The 18,085-nt window shown below is 45.3% G+C and carries 18 protein-coding genes; 9 read left to right on the forward strand and 9 right to left on the reverse strand.

Annotated features, from left to right (window positions below; all coding sequences use genetic code 11):
- Positions 1–179 precede the first annotated feature (179 nt).
- Positions 180–656 (forward strand): GxxExxY protein, encoded by a 477-nt coding sequence (locus QUA16_RS04940; RefSeq protein ID WP_333101980.1) that lies wholly within the window; start codon positions 180–182, stop codon positions 654–656.
- A 114-nt stretch (positions 657–770) separates the two neighbouring features.
- Here the strand turns inward: QUA16_RS04940 and QUA16_RS04945 are convergent, their stop codons facing one another.
- Positions 771–1,502, reverse strand: coding sequence for a WecB/TagA/CpsF family glycosyltransferase (locus tag QUA16_RS04945; RefSeq protein WP_333101979.1), 732 nt, complete (start codon positions 1,500–1,502; stop codon positions 771–773).
- A 207-nt stretch (positions 1,503–1,709) separates the two neighbouring features.
- Entirely contained in the window at positions 1,710–1,847 is a 138-nt protein-coding gene (locus QUA16_RS04950) for a hypothetical protein (RefSeq protein WP_333101978.1), read from the reverse strand.
- Between the two features lie 111 nt (positions 1,848–1,958).
- On the opposite strand from QUA16_RS04950, the gene QUA16_RS04955 reads away from it, so the two are divergent.
- The 3 genes from QUA16_RS04955 (at position 1,959) to QUA16_RS04965 (ending at position 7,163) form a co-directional block, all read left to right on the forward strand.
- Positions 1,959–5,168, forward strand: coding sequence for a glycoside hydrolase family 15 protein (locus QUA16_RS04955; protein ID WP_333101977.1), 3,210 nt, complete (start codon positions 1,959–1,961; stop codon positions 5,166–5,168).
- 132 nt (positions 5,169–5,300) lie between these two features.
- Positions 5,301–6,140 (forward strand): TdeIII family type II restriction endonuclease, encoded by an 840-nt coding sequence (locus QUA16_RS04960; protein WP_333101976.1) that lies wholly within the window; start codon positions 5,301–5,303, stop codon positions 6,138–6,140.
- Between the two features lie 72 nt (positions 6,141–6,212).
- Positions 6,213–7,163, forward strand: coding sequence for a PmeII family type II restriction endonuclease (locus QUA16_RS04965; protein ID WP_333101975.1), 951 nt, complete (start codon positions 6,213–6,215; stop codon positions 7,161–7,163).
- Positions 7,164–7,208: 45 nt separating this feature from the next.
- Here the strand turns inward: QUA16_RS04965 and hisB are convergent, their stop codons facing one another.
- Positions 7,209–7,847, reverse strand: a complete 639-nt coding sequence (hisB, locus tag QUA16_RS04970; protein ID WP_333102034.1) for an imidazoleglycerol-phosphate dehydratase HisB — start codon at positions 7,845–7,847, stop codon at positions 7,209–7,211.
- A gap of 207 nt (positions 7,848–8,054) precedes the next feature.
- Positions 8,055–8,831 carry an enoyl-ACP reductase FabI gene (fabI, locus tag QUA16_RS04975; RefSeq protein ID WP_333101974.1) on the reverse strand — a complete coding sequence of 259 codons (777 nt, stop codon included), beginning with the start codon at positions 8,829–8,831 and terminating at the stop codon, positions 8,055–8,057.
- A gap of 328 nt (positions 8,832–9,159) precedes the next feature.
- Between fabI and ntcA the strand changes: the two genes are divergently transcribed.
- Both ntcA and QUA16_RS04985 read left to right on the forward strand, forming a co-directional pair.
- Positions 9,160–9,825 (forward strand): global nitrogen regulator NtcA, encoded by a 666-nt coding sequence (ntcA, locus tag QUA16_RS04980; RefSeq protein ID WP_006634020.1) that lies wholly within the window; start codon positions 9,160–9,162, stop codon positions 9,823–9,825.
- A gap of 77 nt (positions 9,826–9,902) precedes the next feature.
- Positions 9,903–11,570: a DUF3084 domain-containing protein gene (locus QUA16_RS04985; RefSeq protein WP_333101973.1), complete on the forward strand. Its 1,668-nt coding sequence runs from the start codon at positions 9,903–9,905 to the stop codon at positions 11,568–11,570.
- Here QUA16_RS04985 and QUA16_RS04990 read toward each other — a convergent pair.
- Entirely contained in the window at positions 11,556–11,888 is a 333-nt protein-coding gene (locus QUA16_RS04990; RefSeq protein ID WP_333181035.1) for a hypothetical protein, read from the reverse strand. The two genes, QUA16_RS04985 and QUA16_RS04990, sit on opposite strands and share 15 nt — an antisense overlap.
- Before the next feature lie 384 nt (positions 11,889–12,272).
- Here QUA16_RS04990 and QUA16_RS04995 point away from each other — a divergent pair, with 384 nt between their 5' ends.
- A complete protein-coding gene (locus QUA16_RS04995; protein ID WP_333101971.1) occupies positions 12,273–12,683 on the forward strand; it encodes a pre-16S rRNA-processing nuclease YqgF in 411 nt (136 codons plus the stop codon).
- 79 nt (positions 12,684–12,762) lie between these two features.
- On the opposite strand, the gene QUA16_RS05000 is transcribed toward QUA16_RS04995, so the two are convergent.
- The 4 genes from QUA16_RS05000 to QUA16_RS05015 form a co-directional block, all read right to left on the reverse strand.
- The gene (locus QUA16_RS05000; protein ID WP_333101970.1) at positions 12,763–13,362 is read right to left on the reverse strand and encodes a hypothetical protein; all 600 of its coding nucleotides are present in this window, start codon (positions 13,360–13,362) and stop codon (positions 12,763–12,765) included.
- A 139-nt stretch (positions 13,363–13,501) separates the two neighbouring features.
- Entirely contained in the window at positions 13,502–13,951 is a 450-nt protein-coding gene (locus QUA16_RS05005) for a hypothetical protein (RefSeq protein WP_333101969.1), read from the reverse strand.
- Positions 13,952–14,159: 208 nt separating this feature from the next.
- Complete coding sequence (locus QUA16_RS05010) at positions 14,160–14,348, reverse strand: hypothetical protein (RefSeq protein WP_333181036.1); 189 nt, start codon at positions 14,346–14,348, stop codon at positions 14,160–14,162.
- Positions 14,349–14,672: 324 nt separating this feature from the next.
- Entirely contained in the window at positions 14,673–16,253 is a 1,581-nt protein-coding gene (locus QUA16_RS05015) for a photosystem II high light acclimation radical SAM protein (protein ID WP_333101968.1), read from the reverse strand.
- Positions 16,254–16,628: 375 nt separating this feature from the next.
- Here QUA16_RS05015 and QUA16_RS05020 point away from each other — a divergent pair, with 375 nt between their 5' ends.
- Both QUA16_RS05020 and QUA16_RS05025 read left to right on the forward strand, forming a co-directional pair.
- Positions 16,629–17,018, forward strand: a complete 390-nt coding sequence (locus QUA16_RS05020; protein WP_333101967.1) for a DUF1830 domain-containing protein — start codon at positions 16,629–16,631, stop codon at positions 17,016–17,018.
- Between the two features lie 385 nt (positions 17,019–17,403).
- Complete coding sequence (locus tag QUA16_RS05025; protein ID WP_333101966.1) at positions 17,404–17,994, forward strand: hypothetical protein; 591 nt, start codon at positions 17,404–17,406, stop codon at positions 17,992–17,994.
- Positions 17,995–18,085: the final 91 nt, after the last annotated feature.

Here is an 18,085-nt window from a genome sequence, read left to right on the forward strand (position 1 = left end):
GGAGGATAGCCAAATTAGCCAATTAGCTAAACCTCAGACGAGTCAAACCATCCGTGTATCCGTGTCAAAATCCGTGTAGTGCAGTGCTTTCCAGAAAAAAATTTTTTCTGTCTGGGTGAATTTTTTGGGTGCTATGCCAAAATAAGGAAAAAAGCATCTCAACAATTGGACAGAAAAAAATGAGCGAAAAGATTCAGGCTCCACATGAAGACCTAACTTATCGGATCATAGGTGCAGGTATGGCCGTTCACAGACAGCTTGGGCCAGGTTACAAAGAAGCAATTTATCAGGAAAAACTCGAACAACAACTGACAAAAGAGGGAATCGGTTTTGAGCCACAAAAAAACCTTCCCGTTTACTACAACGAGCAATTACTTGGTTTGTACATTCCAGATTTTATTATTGAAAACAAAGTTATTCTGGAAATCAAAGCCTTCGCTACACTTCATAAAAAGTATTTGGGACAAGTCATTACTTACTTGAATCACACGGCTTTACCAATTGGTTTATTAATGAATTTTGGTGACAGAAGACTACTATCGCGACGTGTATTTCCCTCACCTCAAGCTACTGAGTTTCGCGACAACCATCAGTGGATATTTGTCCCTGACTGGCTGAAAGCTCAAAAACGAAGTCAAGAAGAGACTCCGTTTTAAAGCCAGATTGCGCTAATCAGTGGCAAATAGTAAGATGATTCTATTCATTCGTGTATCCGTGTAAAAATCCGTGTCGCGATCCGTGTAGAAATCAGTGTCGTGCTTACACCTAACTTACCCTCGCAAATCCCCCAAAGCTTTCAAGGCAAATTGTGGCAAAGCCAACATCCTGCGCCACCGCCAAGGTTCTTGATAAAGCCGATACAGCCATTCTAAATGATTGTCGCAAAACCAAGCCGGGGCGCGGGTTTTTGTTCCTGCCCAAATATCGAAACTGCCGCCAACTCCCACCCAAATCGAATCAGGGCAAAGGTGTCGGTGTTCGGCAATCCAAAATTCTTGGCGTGGCACTCCCAAGCCTACAAAAATTAGTTTAGGCTGCATTTTTTTGAGGCTTTCACGGAAGTCTTTCTCTTCATCTGCGGAAAGATAACCGTGTTGAGAAGCAATCGACAATCCGTTAACTTTTTGTTGCCAAGTTTTGGCCGCTGCTGCAGCCACTCCTGGGGAACCTCCAAAGAAAAATAGTGGTTCCGAATCAGGCAATTTTCCGGCTTGTTGCAGCAGCGATTCTGCTAATTCAATCCCCGGATAGCGCTGTGCCGGTTTGCCACGCAGCCGCAAGTACAACACCACTCCCGAACCGTCGGGAATCACCAGTTCCGCTTTGCGGATTACATCCGCTAAAGCCTGATTTTGCTCGGCTTGCATCGCCATTTCAGCATTCAGCGTCACGACGTGACTGCCCAACCCTTGATGCAGACGCTCCATCAGCCAACCTGCATAATCATCTAATATGTGAACTGGTAGTCCCAGCACTGAAAATTGCGGCTGCGATCGATCCATATTTTTTTATTTGAGATTCCTACACACCTAGTTATTTAAATTAGCTTAGATTGGCGATCGACGCTAGACCAGTTTTGGTCGCAAAAAACCCGGTTTGTGCCACCCAGAGTCTGTTAAGTCATCGTTCGGTGGCCCAGAAACCGGTTTTTTTGTAAGCGACGAGTCGCACAATTTCATTAGAGTTTGCCAGCCAAGTGCGATCGAGCATTAGCGTTCGATTTTTTTGACCGACCCGTCAGCGTACCATTCCATCGGTACTAGCTCAATTTTACCATTAATTTTCACTGTAGAGTAGACAACTTTCACGAACGGAACGCTGTTGTTATTCTGGTTTTGCGTAGACATGGCAATTACCTTCTTGTGTGTGGATAACTTGAGAAACGATCTAATATCTGATATATTTAAAAGTCTATTCACCCCAAATCTACTCGCATCAGGAAAAACAAGGAAAACGAAATGGCGATCGCAAAAAACCAGCGGCAAACCAGGTTAGATTATTACTACGAGCAAATCAAAACCATCATCCTCAAGCGCCAGAACCCAATTACTGGTTTGCTGCCCGCGAGTACCGCCGTTAACGCCCACGGCGACTACACCGATGCCTGGGTGCGCGACAACGTGTACAGCATTCTCGCGGTTTGGGGTTTGGGTTTAGCTTACCGCAAAATTGATGGCGATCAGGGCAGAACATTTGAACTCGAACACAGCACAGTCAAACTAATGCGCGGCTTGCTGTTTGCGATGATGCAGCAATCGAGCAAAGTAGAACATTTTAAAAATACTCAGTCGCCGCTAGATGCCCTGCACGCTAAATACAATACTCAAACTGGAAGTATTGTTGTCGGTGATGACCAGTGGGGACATTTACAGTTAGACGCTACATCTATATTCTTATTAATTCTTGCTCAAATGACGGCTTCCGGGCTGCACGTAATTTTTACAATTGATGAAGTCAATTTCGTGCAAAATTTAGTTTACTACATCGGTAGAGCCTACCGCACGCCGGATTACGGAATTTGGGAAAGAGGCCATAAAATTAATCGCGGCAATGCAGAATTGAACGCCAGTTCAGTTGGCATGGCAAAAGCAGCGCTGGAAGCAATAAATGGGTTGGATTTGTTCGGGATTAAAGGTTCTCAAGCGTCAGTTATTCACGTTTTGCCAGACGAAATTGCCAGAAGTCGCATAACTTTGGAATCGCTTTTGCCTCGCGAATCTAGTTCAAAAGAAGTAGATGCCGCTTTATTGAGCGTGATTAGTTTTCCGGCTTTTGCTGTGGAAGACCGAGAATTAATAGAACGGACTCGCAATAAGATTATTGACAAATTGCAAGGAAATTACGGCTGCAAGCGGTTTCTGCGGGACGGACACCAAACAGTGTTGGAAGATGCCGATCGCCTGCACTACGAACCCACAGAATTAAGGCAGTTCGAGCACATTGAATGCGAGTGGCCGCTATTTTTCACTTATTTATTGTTGGACGGCATATTTCAGGGAAATCAAGCCCAAGTGCAAGAGTACCAGCAGCGTTTGGAATCTTTAGCAGTCGATCGCTCTGGTTTGCCGCTACTACCCGAATTGTACTACGTCCCCGCCGAAAATATTGAAGCAGAAAAGCTAAATCCCAGCAGCCAGCAGCGCTTACCCAATGAAAATATTCCCCTCGTTTGGGCGCAAAGTTTGTATTTTCTCGGTCAATTGCTAAATGAAGGATTAATCGCAGTTGGCGATATCGACCCACTGGGAAGGCACCTGTCAGTGGGCCAGCACAGAGAACCTTTAGTGCAAATTGCACTGTTAGCTGAAGACGAAGACTTGCAAGCAGAATTAGCCGCTAACGGCATTGCCGCACAAACTCCAAAACAGGTAGAACCAATTCAAGTCCGCCAGACTAAAGAATTATCAGCTATTTACACGCAAATTGGACGAAACGACCAATTAGGCTTAACCGGTCGCCCCGTGCGCCGTCTGCGGAGTTTAACAACTTCTCGGGTGTTTAAAATTCGCGAAGAGGCGATCGTATTTCTTCCCTCATTTTTGAACAGACAAGAGTTTTACTTAACTTTAGATTACCATTTTTTAGTAGCTCAAATCAAGAGCGAAATAGCTCACATTCACAGCCACTGGTATCAGTTGGGACGCCCTACGGTAACGCTGATGCTGACTCACACGATGCTGGAAACCGGCCGGGAAGCGTTGTTAGAATTAATGAAGGAATTCCGGGATGGACACTGTAACAAAACGCCAGTTAAACTCGGAAATCTTAAGCAGTTAATGCTGACCGCTGGCACCGAAAGAATTGATTTCATGCACGATTTTGAATTTACCGAATCTCCGGTGACAGGTGCAGTAGAAACGCGCAGCTATCTAACTTACAATCCTGAAAAAACTTGGCCTTTGGGTCACACGCAAGAATTTAAATTAGAGTGCGAAACTAATACTCAATTCTTGCTAACTAGCCTGCGCGATTCAGAAAACTTGTACGAACACATTGAGTTGCTGCACACGTTAGTTCGCCTTAAGGGATTAAATTTTGATACAGGATTTGGAGGGGCGGAACAAACAGTTAAAGTTGTGGATTTGGTCAACGAAGTTTATACAAAAGCTGGAGAAAGTTCGCAATCAAAAATCCAATGGGCAGTCATCCGCCATGCCGCAGGTTTGCTGGACAAGGTTGATATCAGCTTGTCCGATGCGGTGACAGACATTTTGGTGCGGCAAAAACAGATTGCTGTGGGGAAAGCCTACAGCGAAGATTCGATAATTTCGCGACCCGGATCTTACACGGAAGTGATGGACAAAATTCGCCAATTCTGCGGAGAAGACATTCGCGATCGAGTTTTAACTCAAGAAATTCTCATCTACCTCGGCCTGCTAATTAAAGCCGAACCGCAGTTATTTAAAGGTTTGCTGACACTGAGAGTTAGCTACTTTATTTTGCTGCTGACTAGCGAGTTTGCTCGCGAATTGGGAGTTACCCAAAATGAAGCTTACGAACATTTAATGCAACTAAGTCCCTTTGAAATCAAAAATCGCCTGCGCCAAGTGTTGACAGAATACGAGGAAATGAATCAAATTCTCAAACAGCAAGAATCCCTGCGTGTCAAACAGCCGGAAAAAGATATTGAATGGGTAGTAGTGCCAGTTTCTGAAGAACCAACCATGCCTGGGGGAGGATGGCGCCGGAAACGGCAAATGGAAGGTACTGTCAATCGCGTACCGAAGGATTTTTATCCGAGTGTTTGGGGACTGCTGCGGCACTGCAAAGGCTTGATAATTGGCGACAAATTAGAGCGGCGCAATCGGTTAGATAGCCATATCATTTTATCGGAAATGACGCCAGGTGAAAAGAATTTTGCGCTACAAATTGAGCATTTGTTGAATAAAATTGTCGCACCGGAATATCGACAAGTCAATATTGAGGCGCTGATGGAGTTGGCGGCGATCGCCCAGCGTAACCCAGATTTGCAAGTAGAAGAATACATCGTTTTAGATGTATTAGTCGGTCACGCGGTGCGGCTAAATTGGCAAGGAAAACACCCGGAAAGAGCCGATAAATACGACGAAGATAAAGCGGCGGCTTGGCAAGCTTTTTACAATACTTCGCCTTACGTTTGCGCGAGTCACGTACTCGATGCTTTCCGATTCTTGACGAAGTTTGGTTAGATCATTCGGCGGTTGAAACCGCAACTACACAAACGAAGTCCGCCTACGCGGACTAAGAAATAAGGGAGTAAGCTTGATTTTGTCTCACAGTTTTGTCACAAGTCTAGTCAACAGAATGTTTGCAGTAAAATAATGTCAGCTATTAGCTCAACTACCCGCGTCATAATCAAAGCATACTTAGAAGTTTTCATCGAAAATCTTGTCAATGAATACAGAGGACGGCTAATACCGAAACTTGATATTCCAGCAGCATATTTATCATGCAAATCCTCTAAAGGTCAACTGAAACCGTTTCAGGCTGCTATTATGCCCTCAGAATTGCTACGGATTAACGAGTTTGAAAGAGGTTTCAGCAGCAGCTTGGGGACAACATATGAAGAATGTGCAAAACTCATTGCTTTGGAACATCACCAAGAAGCAAGCAGAAGCTATGAAATTTCTGGCGAAGTTAGCATAGAGGCTATTAATGAAATTGAGCGTCAGATAGCACTATTTGAGCAGTCAGCAGACAAAAATGCAAATAAACCTGCTTTTGAAGAAATGATAGAAGCTGTTCTTGAGGCTCAAACAACTAACCATTTAGTTAGGCGATCCGTCAAAGCAGATTTGTACGTGCTATCCCGTGACGGGAGGAAATTTTTCTTTGAAATTAAAGGGTCAAAACCCAACAAAGGACAATGTTTGGAGGTAATTCAACGACTGCTGAGATATCATTTACTGTGCGGACTGTCTCGGCCCGAGGCTCAATCTTATTATGCTATGGCTTACAATCCTTACGGGCCAAATCGTTCAGATTATAAATGGTCAGTGGCAAGGAAGTACACGCCTTTTGAACAAGCTGTCATTATGGGACATGAGTTTTGGAATATTATAGGGGGAGAGACTGCTTACGAAGAACTTTTGGATATATATCAAGAAGTCGGGCGGGAGAAGGGTAAATATATGCTTGATGCTCTTGCTTTTGGATTTTAGTAAAGTATGAGTTTCTTCAGCTTTCTCTTTTCAGTTAACTAATATTTAAAATAGAGTTGAGGAGAAATAAAAGTGTCAGAGCAACTTCATGAATTATTAGCATTTGTTTTAGAAAAAGAAGTAGGACTGCCGGCCAGAAAGTCTCGCTCTTTCGCCGGTCATTTTGCGGAGTTAGAAGAATTTTTTAACTTACAAGCAGAAACACTCAGAAACGGCATCAGCAGCATATCGGGCAAAAGAGCCCTGAGATTTACTCCCGATGAGATTGAACGCATTTTAGCATTTATATCTTCAGGCCAACTGTCGCTGCAACTTACTATGGCTGAAAATTTTTTAGCCAGCATTTGTCGAGATTTTACTGGGCGACAGCTAGTTATGGTTGAAAATCTGACTTTAGGGAAAATTCATCCCAACCCATTTTTAATTAGGGCGTTAAATCTGGACACTCCCGAAGAAGTTGTCAGGCTCAATGTTTATATGACTGCTACTAGGTATATTGTCACTTCAATGGGATTGTTTATTCAAAAACTATTGATATCTTGCTCTGAAAGTGCAGAAATTCCACCGGAAGAGTCTGGATGGGACGCAATTAAAACTACCAGTGATGGCGAGAAATGCTGGATACAGGTAAAAAGTGGCCCGAATGATATGGATAAAGACCAGATAGTATATTGGGCTGCCAAAATTGAGGAAAAAATGCAGGAGGGCGATCGCGCTTATATTGGTATAGCTTACGGCAAAAGAACTAATAAAACTGTAACACTTGGTTTACTGAAGCAAATTTTGCCAAATTCGGAAATGATAACTTTAATAGGTCGAGAACTGTGGGATTTTGTCAGTGAAGATACTCGCTATACTGTGAATCTGTTTGAAGTGTTGCGTCAGTCAGCTAGTCAAGTTTTAGCGCAAAGTTCTATTGATGAAGCTATAGAAAGGTGTAGCGATCGAATCATCGCTGAATTTATCGGAAAGTACGGCGAGGGAAGTCAAGGTGTCTTTAACTATATAGCAGATATATTTTGATTTACAGGTTCGTAGTAGCGCCCAAACGCTACTACAAACCCCATACTACAAAACTCCTTTAGAACTCGGAATCCGACTGGCGCGCCGCGGGTCGATTTCTACCGCCATCCGCAGAGCTCGCGCAAATGCCTTAAACGCCGCTTCTACAATGTGATGAGAATTCCCGCCCTGCAACTGTCGAATGTGCAGTGTCATCTGAGTGTGGTTCACCACTGCCGAAAAAAACTCTCTCACTAATTCGGTATCGTAAGTGCCGATCCGCTGGTTGGGAATTTCCAAGCTGTAACTTAAGTGAGGCCGTCCCGAAAAGTCTAGCACTACTTCAATTAAAGCTTCATCCAAAGGTGCGATGAAATGTCCGAAGCGAGAAATGCCCGATCGATCCCCCACAGCTTTTGCTAGCGCTTGGCCCAAGGTAATTCCCACATCTTCGTTCGTGTGGTGGTCGTCAATCTCCAAATCCCCGATCGCCTGCACGTCCAAATCGATCAATCCGTGAGAAGCAATCTGGTGCAACATATGGTCTAAAAACGGAATCCCCGTAGACGCCTTGCAAGTTCCCACACCGTCGAGATTGAGGCTGGCCGTGACATCCGTTTCCAGTGTCGTGCGTTTCACCAAGGCGGCCCTAGCTGGTTGAACTGAATTTGCAGGAGGAAGAGAAGGGCGATCGATTATCTCCATAATTCGCAATGGGTCATTCATTAGTTATTGATAATTAGTAATTGAAGATTACAGCTTGATAAGCGCTAATTTTCAAGTGTTTAGTTAAGAGAATTATGCAAAACTCAAAACTATCGAAAGGGGCGGCTTTTGCATAAAACTTACTTGTTAAAGTAAAAGTTTATTGTCTAAACCCGCCCCTACATAACTCAAAACTCTCGACTACCGTTACATTCCCATGATTTCGTAACCGGCATCGACATACAAAACTTGACCCGTAATCCCGCTAGCGAGATTGCTGCACAGAAAAGCCGCAGCATTTCCCACTTCCTGCTGAGTCACCGTCCGCCGCAGCGGGGCAACTTCCTCAACGTGGTGGATCATGTCCAGAATACCGCCAACTGCTGACGAAGCCAGAGTCCGAATCGGGCCAGAAGAAATCGCATTTACCCGAATATTTAACGGGCCGAGTTCAGCAGCCAGATAGCGAACATTCATTTCCAAAGCCGCCTTAGCAATTCCCATCACATTATAGTTAGGAACTACCCGGACGCCGCCCAAATAAGTCAGGGTCACAATACTGCCACCCTCGGCCATCAGCGGTTTAGCAGCAGCACAAAGCCGCACCAGCGAGTAAGCGCTAATATCCAAAGCATTGGAGAAACCTTGGCGCGAAGTGTTGGTGAAATCTCCCGAAAGTTCGTCCTTGCCAGCAAAAGCCAGACAGTGGATCAGGACATCTAACTTGCCCCACTTGTCGGCGATGGTTTTAAAAGTAGACTCAATTTCGCTCTCGTCTTGGACATTGCAGGGCAAATACAGACTGGGATTGAGCGGTTCCACCAGTTCAGCGACTTTACGCTCGTGCTTGCCTTTCTCGTCCTTCAAATAAGTTATGCCGAGGTTGGCCCCAGCTTTGTGGAGCTGCTGAGCGATGCCCCAGGCGATCGAGCGATTGTTGGCAATGCCCGTAACAAGAGCATTTTTTCCGGTCAAATCTATCATCTGTATTTCTTCTAGAAGCAACTAGCACCGTTCTCATTCGCTCTATGCGACAACCCCGCCAGTTTAGACACAACTGATTCAGATTTAACTGATTGAGACACAATTGAGACACAATTGAGACACAATTGATATTAATTTTGCTGTGGAGCTACATGGGGGGGAATTGAAAAAGTTAAGAGAAGGGCTAGATTTAATCATACAGCGTGTGTTTACCTTAATATTAGATGGAAGTAACCGAATCCTTGCATATTGGAGGTTGGGAAGTATATTTACTCAATAAGGTTAATCCGCAAGTTATAAAGTATTGATTAGTACAAAGGATCTAGTCGTGACGCATGATAGACCGCTAGCAGCCGTGTTCCGCCAAATCAGCGGCGGGGCGTTTCCACCCATTGTGGAAACCTTTGAACGGGGCAAGACAATTTTTTTCCCTGGAGACCCGGCTGAGCGCGTCTACGTTCTCATTAGAGGTGCTGTGAAGCTCTCCAGGGTGTACGAAGCAGGTGAAGAAATTACAGTCGCCCTCCTGCGCGAAAATAGCGTATTTGGGGTGCTGTCTCTGATTACGGGACACCGATCGGACAGGTTTTACCACGCGGTAGCCTTTACGCCGGTGGAATTGATCTCGCTGCCGATCGAACAAGTCGAGAAAGCGCTCAAGGAAGACCCCGAACTGTCGATGGTGATGCTGCGGGGACTGTCGTCTCGGATTTTGCAAACCGAGATGATGATCGAAACGCTGGCCCACCGAGATATGGGTTCGAGACTCGTCAGCTTTTTGCTGATTCTGTGCCGGGATTTTGGCGTGCCCGGTACAGAGGGGATTACGATAGATTTGAAGCTGTCCCACCAGGCGATCGCCGAAGCGATCGGCTCGACACGGGTAACTGTGACTCGTTTGCTCGGGGATCTCAGACAAGAAACCATGATCTCGATCCATAAGAAAAAGATCACAGTCCACAACCCGGTGGCCCTAAGCCAGCAATTCACTTGATGCCGAGAAAGTATAGGATTTTGGATTTTGGATTTTAGATTCAATCCAAAATCCAAAATCCAAAACCTAAAATCGGAATGACTGCTGGATACATCCTGGTATTTGTAATTTTAGTGTTGGGGGGTGTGATCGCCACTGTCAGCGATCGCCTTGGGACGAAAGTCGGCAAGGCAAGATTGAGTTTGTTCAAACTTCGCCCCCGCGATACTGCGGTTGTTGTGACAGTGATGGCCGGCAGCATCCTGTCAGCAATTACTCTGGGCATTTTGTTTGCTACTAGCAAGCCGCTGCGAACGGGAGTTTTTAGAATAGACGAGATTCAAAAAAGGCTCAACAACGCCCGCAGAGAAATCAACCAAGCCACTGAAGAAAAAAATCGAGTTGAAACTGAATTAGCTCAAGCCAGAGCCGCTCAAGCGCAAGCTAGAGCCAATTTGGAGCAAATTAATCAATCCCTCCAAGCAGCTAATGCCGAGCAAGCTCGGACGCAAACAAAATTAAACTCGCTGCGGGCCCAGCTCAACAGCGTGCAAGCAGCCAAGTCTAAAACTGAAGAGCAGTTAAGTCAGGTAGAAGCGGCTAAATCTAAGACAGAAGAACAGCTCAGCAGTGTGGAAGCAGCTAAATCCCGCACCGAAGAACAATTGAAACTGGTTGAAACGATCCGATCGACTACACAAGCTCAGCTCGATCGCACCGAGAACCAATTGAAAACAGTTTCTGCTCAAAAAACGACTTTAGGCTCGGAAATCGCTCAACTGCAAGAAGAGCGGCAACAGTTAATCGAGCAGCGAGAGCAGGTAAAAACTCAAATTGCCCAGCGCGATCGAGAAATTGCCCAACGCGATCGAGAAATTGTCGCTCGCAACGAACTAATTGCCCAGCGAGACAAGGAAATTGCCCAGCGGGTGCAAAATCTGGCCGAGCGCGATCGAATAATTGTCGAGCGCGACAAAGTAATTGCCGAGAGGGAAGCACTCCTAGAAACCTTGGCACAGCAACAAGCTCAACTCGAACAGCAACAAACTGTCTTGCAGCAACAAGTGCAAATTTTGGAACGCGACTTTCAGGCAATCCGCGAGGGTACAGTTGCCATCAGGCGCGGTCAAATTTTAGCTGCTGGCGTCGTTCGCATTATCGAACCCGGTATGGCAAGTGGCGCGATCGATCGGCTTTTGCAAGAAGCAAATAAAACCACCGTCGGACTGATGCAGCCGGAAAATACCAAGGTTAGGGACCAGGTTATTCAAATTACTAAAGCAGAAATCGATCAACTAATTAGTCAGATTAAAGACGGTCAAGACTACGTGGTGCGAATTGTTGCCGGCGCTAATTACCTGCGGGAAGAAAAGCTAATTAAGGTATTTGCAGAAGCAGAAATAAATCGAGTTGTGTTCCGCGCTGGAGATGTGATTGCAGGGGTTGCTGTCGATTCCGTGACTTTGACCGACGAACAGGTGCGGCAGCAGTTGCTGCAATTGATAGAAGCTTGTCAATTTCGCGCTCGCCTGATCGGTGTTGTCGGCGGTAGAGTCCAAGTGGCCGACAATCAGGTTGAAACTTTAGCTGGTTTTATCGAGCGGTTGCAGCAGTACGATAAACCGCTGGACGTTCAGGCGATCGCCGCAGATGTCACTTACATCGCCGGCCCGCTTAAAATAGATTTAGTTGCTCTTGAAAACGGAGTCGTTGTTTTTCGCACCGGACAACAGAATCAAGGCCAAGGAGACTTAAAACTTAAATAAACTCTGGAGCGATATATCGAATTTGAGCAAAAATTTTGGGCGATCGAAGCACAATTTTGCTTGACATTTTCGCAGGATTGACATATCATTAAATAATGGGAATCCGTGCCGCCATATATACACCAATCGTAGGGTGTGTCGCCACCAAAAATCTGGAAGCACCACCAACAATCTCACAGCGACGCACCATACCCAATTAGTAGGGTGTGTCGCCACCAAAAATCTGGAAGCACCACCAACAATCTCACAGCGACGCACCATACCCAATCGTAGGGTGTGTCGCCACCAAAAATCTGGAAGCACCACCAACAATCTCACAGCGACGCACCGCCTGCACAAGGGTCAAAGAAACCTGGTTTTTTCGATAAATCATAACGGGGAAGCAAAGATTGTGACAAAAACCCGGTTTCTGATTTGTGCGCGGGGGGTCAAAGAAACCGGGTTTTTTCGATAAATCAAAACGGGGTAGCAAAGATTGTGGCAAAAACCCGGTTTCTGATTTTAGGCATTATATGGCCGCAGGGATTCCCATGATGATATAATATGTCAATCCTGCAAAAAAGTCAAGTAAAATAAGTACGATCGCCCGCAAAGATTTTGAGACATTCAGAAATGCAAGTATCAGATTAGATATAGGTTGGCGATGGATTTCCTCGGCCACAACAGCGCAACTACAAACTTATTAACTCAGAACTAATAAATATGATTTTAGGTTTCGATCCCGGTAAAGACAAGTGCGGCATCGCCGTGATGGGTAGAGATAAGAACGTCTGCTACCATCAAGTTGTGCTGTCTGACGAAGCAATATCTAAAATTCAATCACTGTGCAAACAGTTTTCGATTGAGTTATTGGTACTCGGAGATCAAACGACTTCCAAAAGTTGGAAACAAAAACTGACGCAGAGTTTGTCGCCGGAGATCGAAATTGTTCGGGTTGACGAGAGGTTCAGCAGTTTGGAAGCCAAGGAACGCTACTGGGAAATGTACCCTCCGGCGGGACTTTCTCGCTTGATTCCCCAGTCAATGCGGACGCCGCCGAGACCGGTGGACGATATTGTGGCGATCGTCCTGATTGAAAGATATTTGAACAAACAGTTGACAGTTGACAGTTGACAGCGAGGTTTTCAAGCAAGTTCTAAAAACTTTGGGTTTCGTGGGAAATCCTATTTTTTACTGGATCAGTTAAATCTAGCTAATCTTGTTGAACCATCCACACCAAGAATCCTAAAATGGTTTCCACCGGAAGCAGCGGATAATCGGTAAGGTCGATCGTCACTGTTGTTCCTGAAAGCTTGAGAAAACGCCATTGAGTGCCGCTGCTGATACAACCGTAAATAGTGGCGATCGGGTGTTCTGCTGCTTCGTTAAAGCGCTGTGCCGCTACCATTTCAGCAATACATTGACCGATACCTTCGTTCAGATCGGCTTTTTTTGCTTCCACAACTACGATCGCGGGTGCTTCTACGGTAAGCTGTTCGGGCGATCGGCTAATTAAAAAATCGACGTATCCGGTGAGTTCGCAACTGGGGTCAACATTGAATTCCCGTCCCGAAAATAAACTGATTTGGCGGTTCATCAAGCGCCGGACTTCTTGCAAAACTGGGTAGACAATGGCTTCCGATCTGGCTTTTTCTGAACCAACTGCGATCGTCCAAGGCAAATCTTCTAATTCGCTACTCAATCTCGGACTGGGATTAATTGATTCTACCTCCGGAAAAAACCGAGTTCCCTCCACGATAGTTAACTGAAAGTCTTTTTTAGCTCTAGTAATTGTGAATTGACTGTAAGGCATAATCCGATAGCTTTTTTGATAATACAGACTTTTATTCTTATAATTATGCCTAAATTTGAAAGAATCTGCAATTTGTTTGAGTTCAGCTAATAAAATGTACCCTGAATTAATCAGAGCGATCGTTCAATAACAGTGAGTGCTACTTAATGACAGCTTCGGTCAAAATTACCTTACCATTCTGCCGGACTTGTAGGCGTTGGGGGTTAATCGAGTAGATAATATTGCCGTTAGTCGCTTCATAACTTCCGTCATCACCTGCTGTTACTTGCATGACATTGATTTGGGTGCCATTTATTTTGCTGAGGCCGCGGTAAAAAATATCGCCTTCCGGGGTTCTGCAAATGTATATAGAAAAGTTTGGCGTTGCGAAAAATTGCACCATTTGATCCCTCGGACATCCCTCAACTTGAGCAATTTGCAGCGGTTGATTATTGCCCAAAGTGTTGGGTGCGGGTTGATTTAGTGCAGTTGCTTCTGCTGAGGCTGTCAAAAAGCCGTGAAGCGAAGCTATCCCGAAGGGAATCGCACTAATGCCTGCCATAACTAGAACTACTTCTTTAATGCCCTTAACTGTATCTTTATAAAACATCCTGTTACTCCTGGTTTTAACTATATAATTACATCTTAAGCGATGTTTGCTGGATATTAATAATATTTAATATCAGAGGTGAGAGGTGCAGGGAAAAGGGTACACCGTCGGTTTAAGTAAGGTGCCAACTGTGCACCCTACACCAGTGAAAATACATAAGTATGTCAATGCGATCGCAGGAAAGCAATCTCTTGTATTTATGACATTTTTAAGATTTTATGACTTGTTCACGCCGATCTGATAAACCGGGTTTCTTCATATATTTCTCGTTACTAAACCTTTGATTTTCGTAGAAACCGGGAATAAGCGCCCCCATGTCGCGAACTGACTCTGTTATATCAATTCCGGTTGCATTGGAATGATTAAACCGCAGAGAACGCAGAGAACGCAGAGTCAATCGATTTTAGATTTTAGATTTTAGATTTTAGATTAAAGAATTGACCCCACGGATAAATTCGGGGGCTTGTTTATCGCATACAGGTTTTTTATTTCTCCGTCCTGAGTCTGCGAAGGAATGAATCACGTGGCGGGTATCCTGGATGCTTTCGGTCAGAGAACAGAGAGATGAATACAGGACGATGAAGGGCGGATTTGATATTACACGGTAATGTTTATTTACGCTTAGCTATTTATTGAATAATAAAAAGGGAAACAGAAAACACATTTTTTCTTCCATTTCCCCTTTTTTCAAGGACGGTCGTCCTGACTGCGAACCTGGTAATTAATTAACTGCTGCCAACTGTTTGTCTTTGATTTCCACCGGCGCGGTTAATGCCTCTTCCAAATCCGCACAGCCGAGTTTTTCCTCCAAAATAGCCATCACTTCGCGACCGAAATCATTGGAATTACGCTGCCAAGCTTCTAAACAAATTTGCCCGAAAAACGAACCCAAAGGTTCGGGATTCCACAGCAACTTGCGCGCTGTCCAAGGCATCAAACTCATGGGATCGTAACCAGGTTGCAGAATATCCTTTTTAAAGGCGTATTCTTCCAAAATTGTGTGCGGCTGCAACCCGATAAAGAAAATAGCGGGTTCCACTTTATCGGCTCCAAAAATTCGCTCTAATTCTCGGTGATAAGCAATAGTTTGCCGGATGGTTTCAAAGGTTTCGTCAATGACGTTAAACGAGTAATTCACGGAAACCACATCGTTGTAACCGGCTGCTTTTAAATCGCGACAATTTTCCAAAACTACTCGCAAGTTGTAGCCCATCCGCATTTTGCGAACCAGTTCCTGGGAACCGCTGGTGATGCCGATTTCAAAGTAATTCATCCCCGTTTTTACCATCAAATCGCACAACTCTGGTGTGAGATTATCCGCACGGATGTAAGCGGCCCAGTGTATGTCGTCCATGCCGGCGGCGATGATTTTTTGCAATAATTCAACTGCATCATCGATGAATTTGCGTGCTGGGATAAATTGAGCGTCGGTAAACCAGAAATTGCGGATACCTCGATCGTACAATTGCCGAATCTCCGCCACCACCTCATCCGCCGGATTGATCCGCACTTGTTTTCCTTCAATCACCGTATAGATGCAGTAACAGCAATTGTGAGGACAGCCGCGCTTGGTTTGCACTCCGACGTAGAAGTCCATATCCTGTAGATAATAGGAAAATTCCGGCCAAATCGTTTCGATGTAGTTATAGTCGCAAGCAGTTTTCTCGATGTTGGCTGGCTTTTCGTGAATTAGCTTCGCGCGCGGCACAGTTTCTCCCACCACATAACATCTTTCCTCGGCCAAATCTTCGCCCTTAATCAACTTCTCCAGCAAAGCTTCGCCTTCCCCCACCGAAACCACAGTTCCCGTGGGCAAACTGCGACCCAACTGCTCGTAAAAGACGCTCACAGCACCGCCTCCGACCACTGCACGAGCTTCGGGGCGGTATTTCCGGGCCCGCTTCAATCCGCGCTTAATCAGTCCCAAATTGCGCCAGAGTTCGGTGTAGTAAGACGCGGCTAAACGCAGTCCTCCGAGTGCTCCCCGGAATTTGATCAGCGGATTTTTGGCGTAGTAAAACTCGAAGGCATTTTGCAGCGGATTGCCGCCCCTGCCGCCCACGGGCGCGTAAATTTGAATGTCCCGCCAAGAGAAAACCAGCAGCGTCGGCTTAAACTCGTCTATGCTGGCATCCAAAGCTTTAGCGAAATCCAGGGGGGGCACCGCGCCTAAATCGAAAATGCGTTGTTCGACATCGGGAAACAGCTTGTGTACGTGATCCGAAAGATAGACAACTCCGATCGGGAAAATAGGATTGCAAGGGAGGCGAACGTACAGGACTCGGTTTTCTCGGTTTTCCATGATTGCCATATCCTAAAGTGGAACTTTTTCAGCTATGTTAATATTCTTTTAATATAACTTTACAATATGTCTAATTTTCGCAATTTGACATTAAATATTCTTAAATTTTTTTAAACTGGCTAAAAGCCGAGCTTGTTGGTGTCGATCGGCGAGAGCAGCAGAAAAAAGCTAATTTTTAAGTCAATACAGCGTATTTTTAATGAAAATCCCCGCTAGGAGTCAAAAAGCAGATATTTATCCGGTTAGATTTTAATTTAAGTACGATCGGTCTCTCATGTATTAGGGAGTTGGTAGTCGGCTTTACAGTAGGCGGGATCGCCTAGTGTTAGCCTGAGAAGATAACTAAAACTTTTAGGCAAGGCTCCCTCAGCAGTTATGGCTCAAATTCTTGACCCCGTACCCTCAGACACCGACAGCAAGATTCTGTGCTGCTACGTCAACGCCACCAGTCAGATTCAGATTGCTCGCATCGCCAACATTCCTAACTGGTACTTTGAACGAGTAGTTTTTCCCGGACAGCGCTTAGTGTTTGAAGCGATGCCCGCTGCAGCATTGGAAATTCACACCGGGATGATGGCCAGTGCAATTTTGTCGGATAAAATTCCTTGCGATCGCTTGCAGATTAACGAAGGCCCCTATTCAAACGTCAATCCTAGCAGATCGCGAGAGGCTGTTCAGGGCGATCGAACAATCATGGCCGGCCGCCCCAAATCCCGAGAAATCTCAGAACCTTTGACTGTACCGGCACTAACCGCCGTCGATTAATCGAAGTTGTGAGTTTTGAGTTATACATTGTCAGTTAATTGATAACTCTGCGCTCAAAATTCCAACTTCTGCAAAGCGGTAAAAACTCAACACTTAAGAATCAAAGTTTGTGAAATGAATTTTAGATCAAAACTCCTGATATCAAATCCGTTAGCATCGGAATAGTAAATCCGAGTTCACTGTTCACTGTTCACTGTTCACTGTTCACTGTTCACTGTTCACTGTCAACAGTCAACAGTCAACCGTCAACAGTGAACATCATTCCGGTGTAACCGGAAATGATATGACTGCAAATATTGTCCGGTTTTTCGTATTTCCCTGAGTTTGCTTGGCTGCCTCGACAACTGTGCAAAAATATCATTAAACAGCTTCTCGACTTTCAGCCATGTCAGCACAACCTCTTGCCTCTTCCCCGTCTTCGGCCCCAGTATTTGAGCCGGCGGTATTCCGGCTTTCTCCCCTGATTAGAATCACGCTGTTGAGTTTGTACACAGCCCTGACAATTCCCTTGCCCTTTTTGTCGGAAGTAACGAAAGCAGCCGTTCCTCCCGCCGCACTCTGGGCAGGAATTGTTGTCGGCGCTGTGGGCCTGTACGGCGTGCTCAGTGAAAGGGTAATTTTGAGCGAGGAAGGGATTGAAGTCACATATCCCAACTGGTTTCCGCGTTTTTTTCGCAAGGGTTGGTCGTTACCTTGGACTGAGGTAAAAGCTCTCAAACCTCGATCGACTGGTCAAGGAGGTTTAGTTTACTATTTTTTGAGTCATTCGGGTGAAGGTTATTTGTTGCCAATGCGAGTGGCTGGATTTGGTAAATTAGTCGGTTTGGTGGAAGCAAAAACAGGTATTGATACTAGAGATGTCCGCCCTTTGTCGCAGCCTTGGATGTATCTTATTTTGCTGGGATGTACGCTGCTGCTGCTGTTGGTGGATGCGTGGACTATTGTCACGGCGATCGGGCTTAAAGGCAATCAGTAATATTATCTCCGGTACAACTGACATCTTGCAGCAATATCAATAAGAGGATTTTTCGTGGGGTCGGGCGGGTTTATAGAACCTATTTGCAAGC

The organism is Microcoleus sp. S13_C3, from assembly GCF_036700905.1.
Lineage (GTDB): Bacteria > Cyanobacteriota > Cyanobacteriia > Cyanobacteriales > Microcoleaceae > Microcoleus.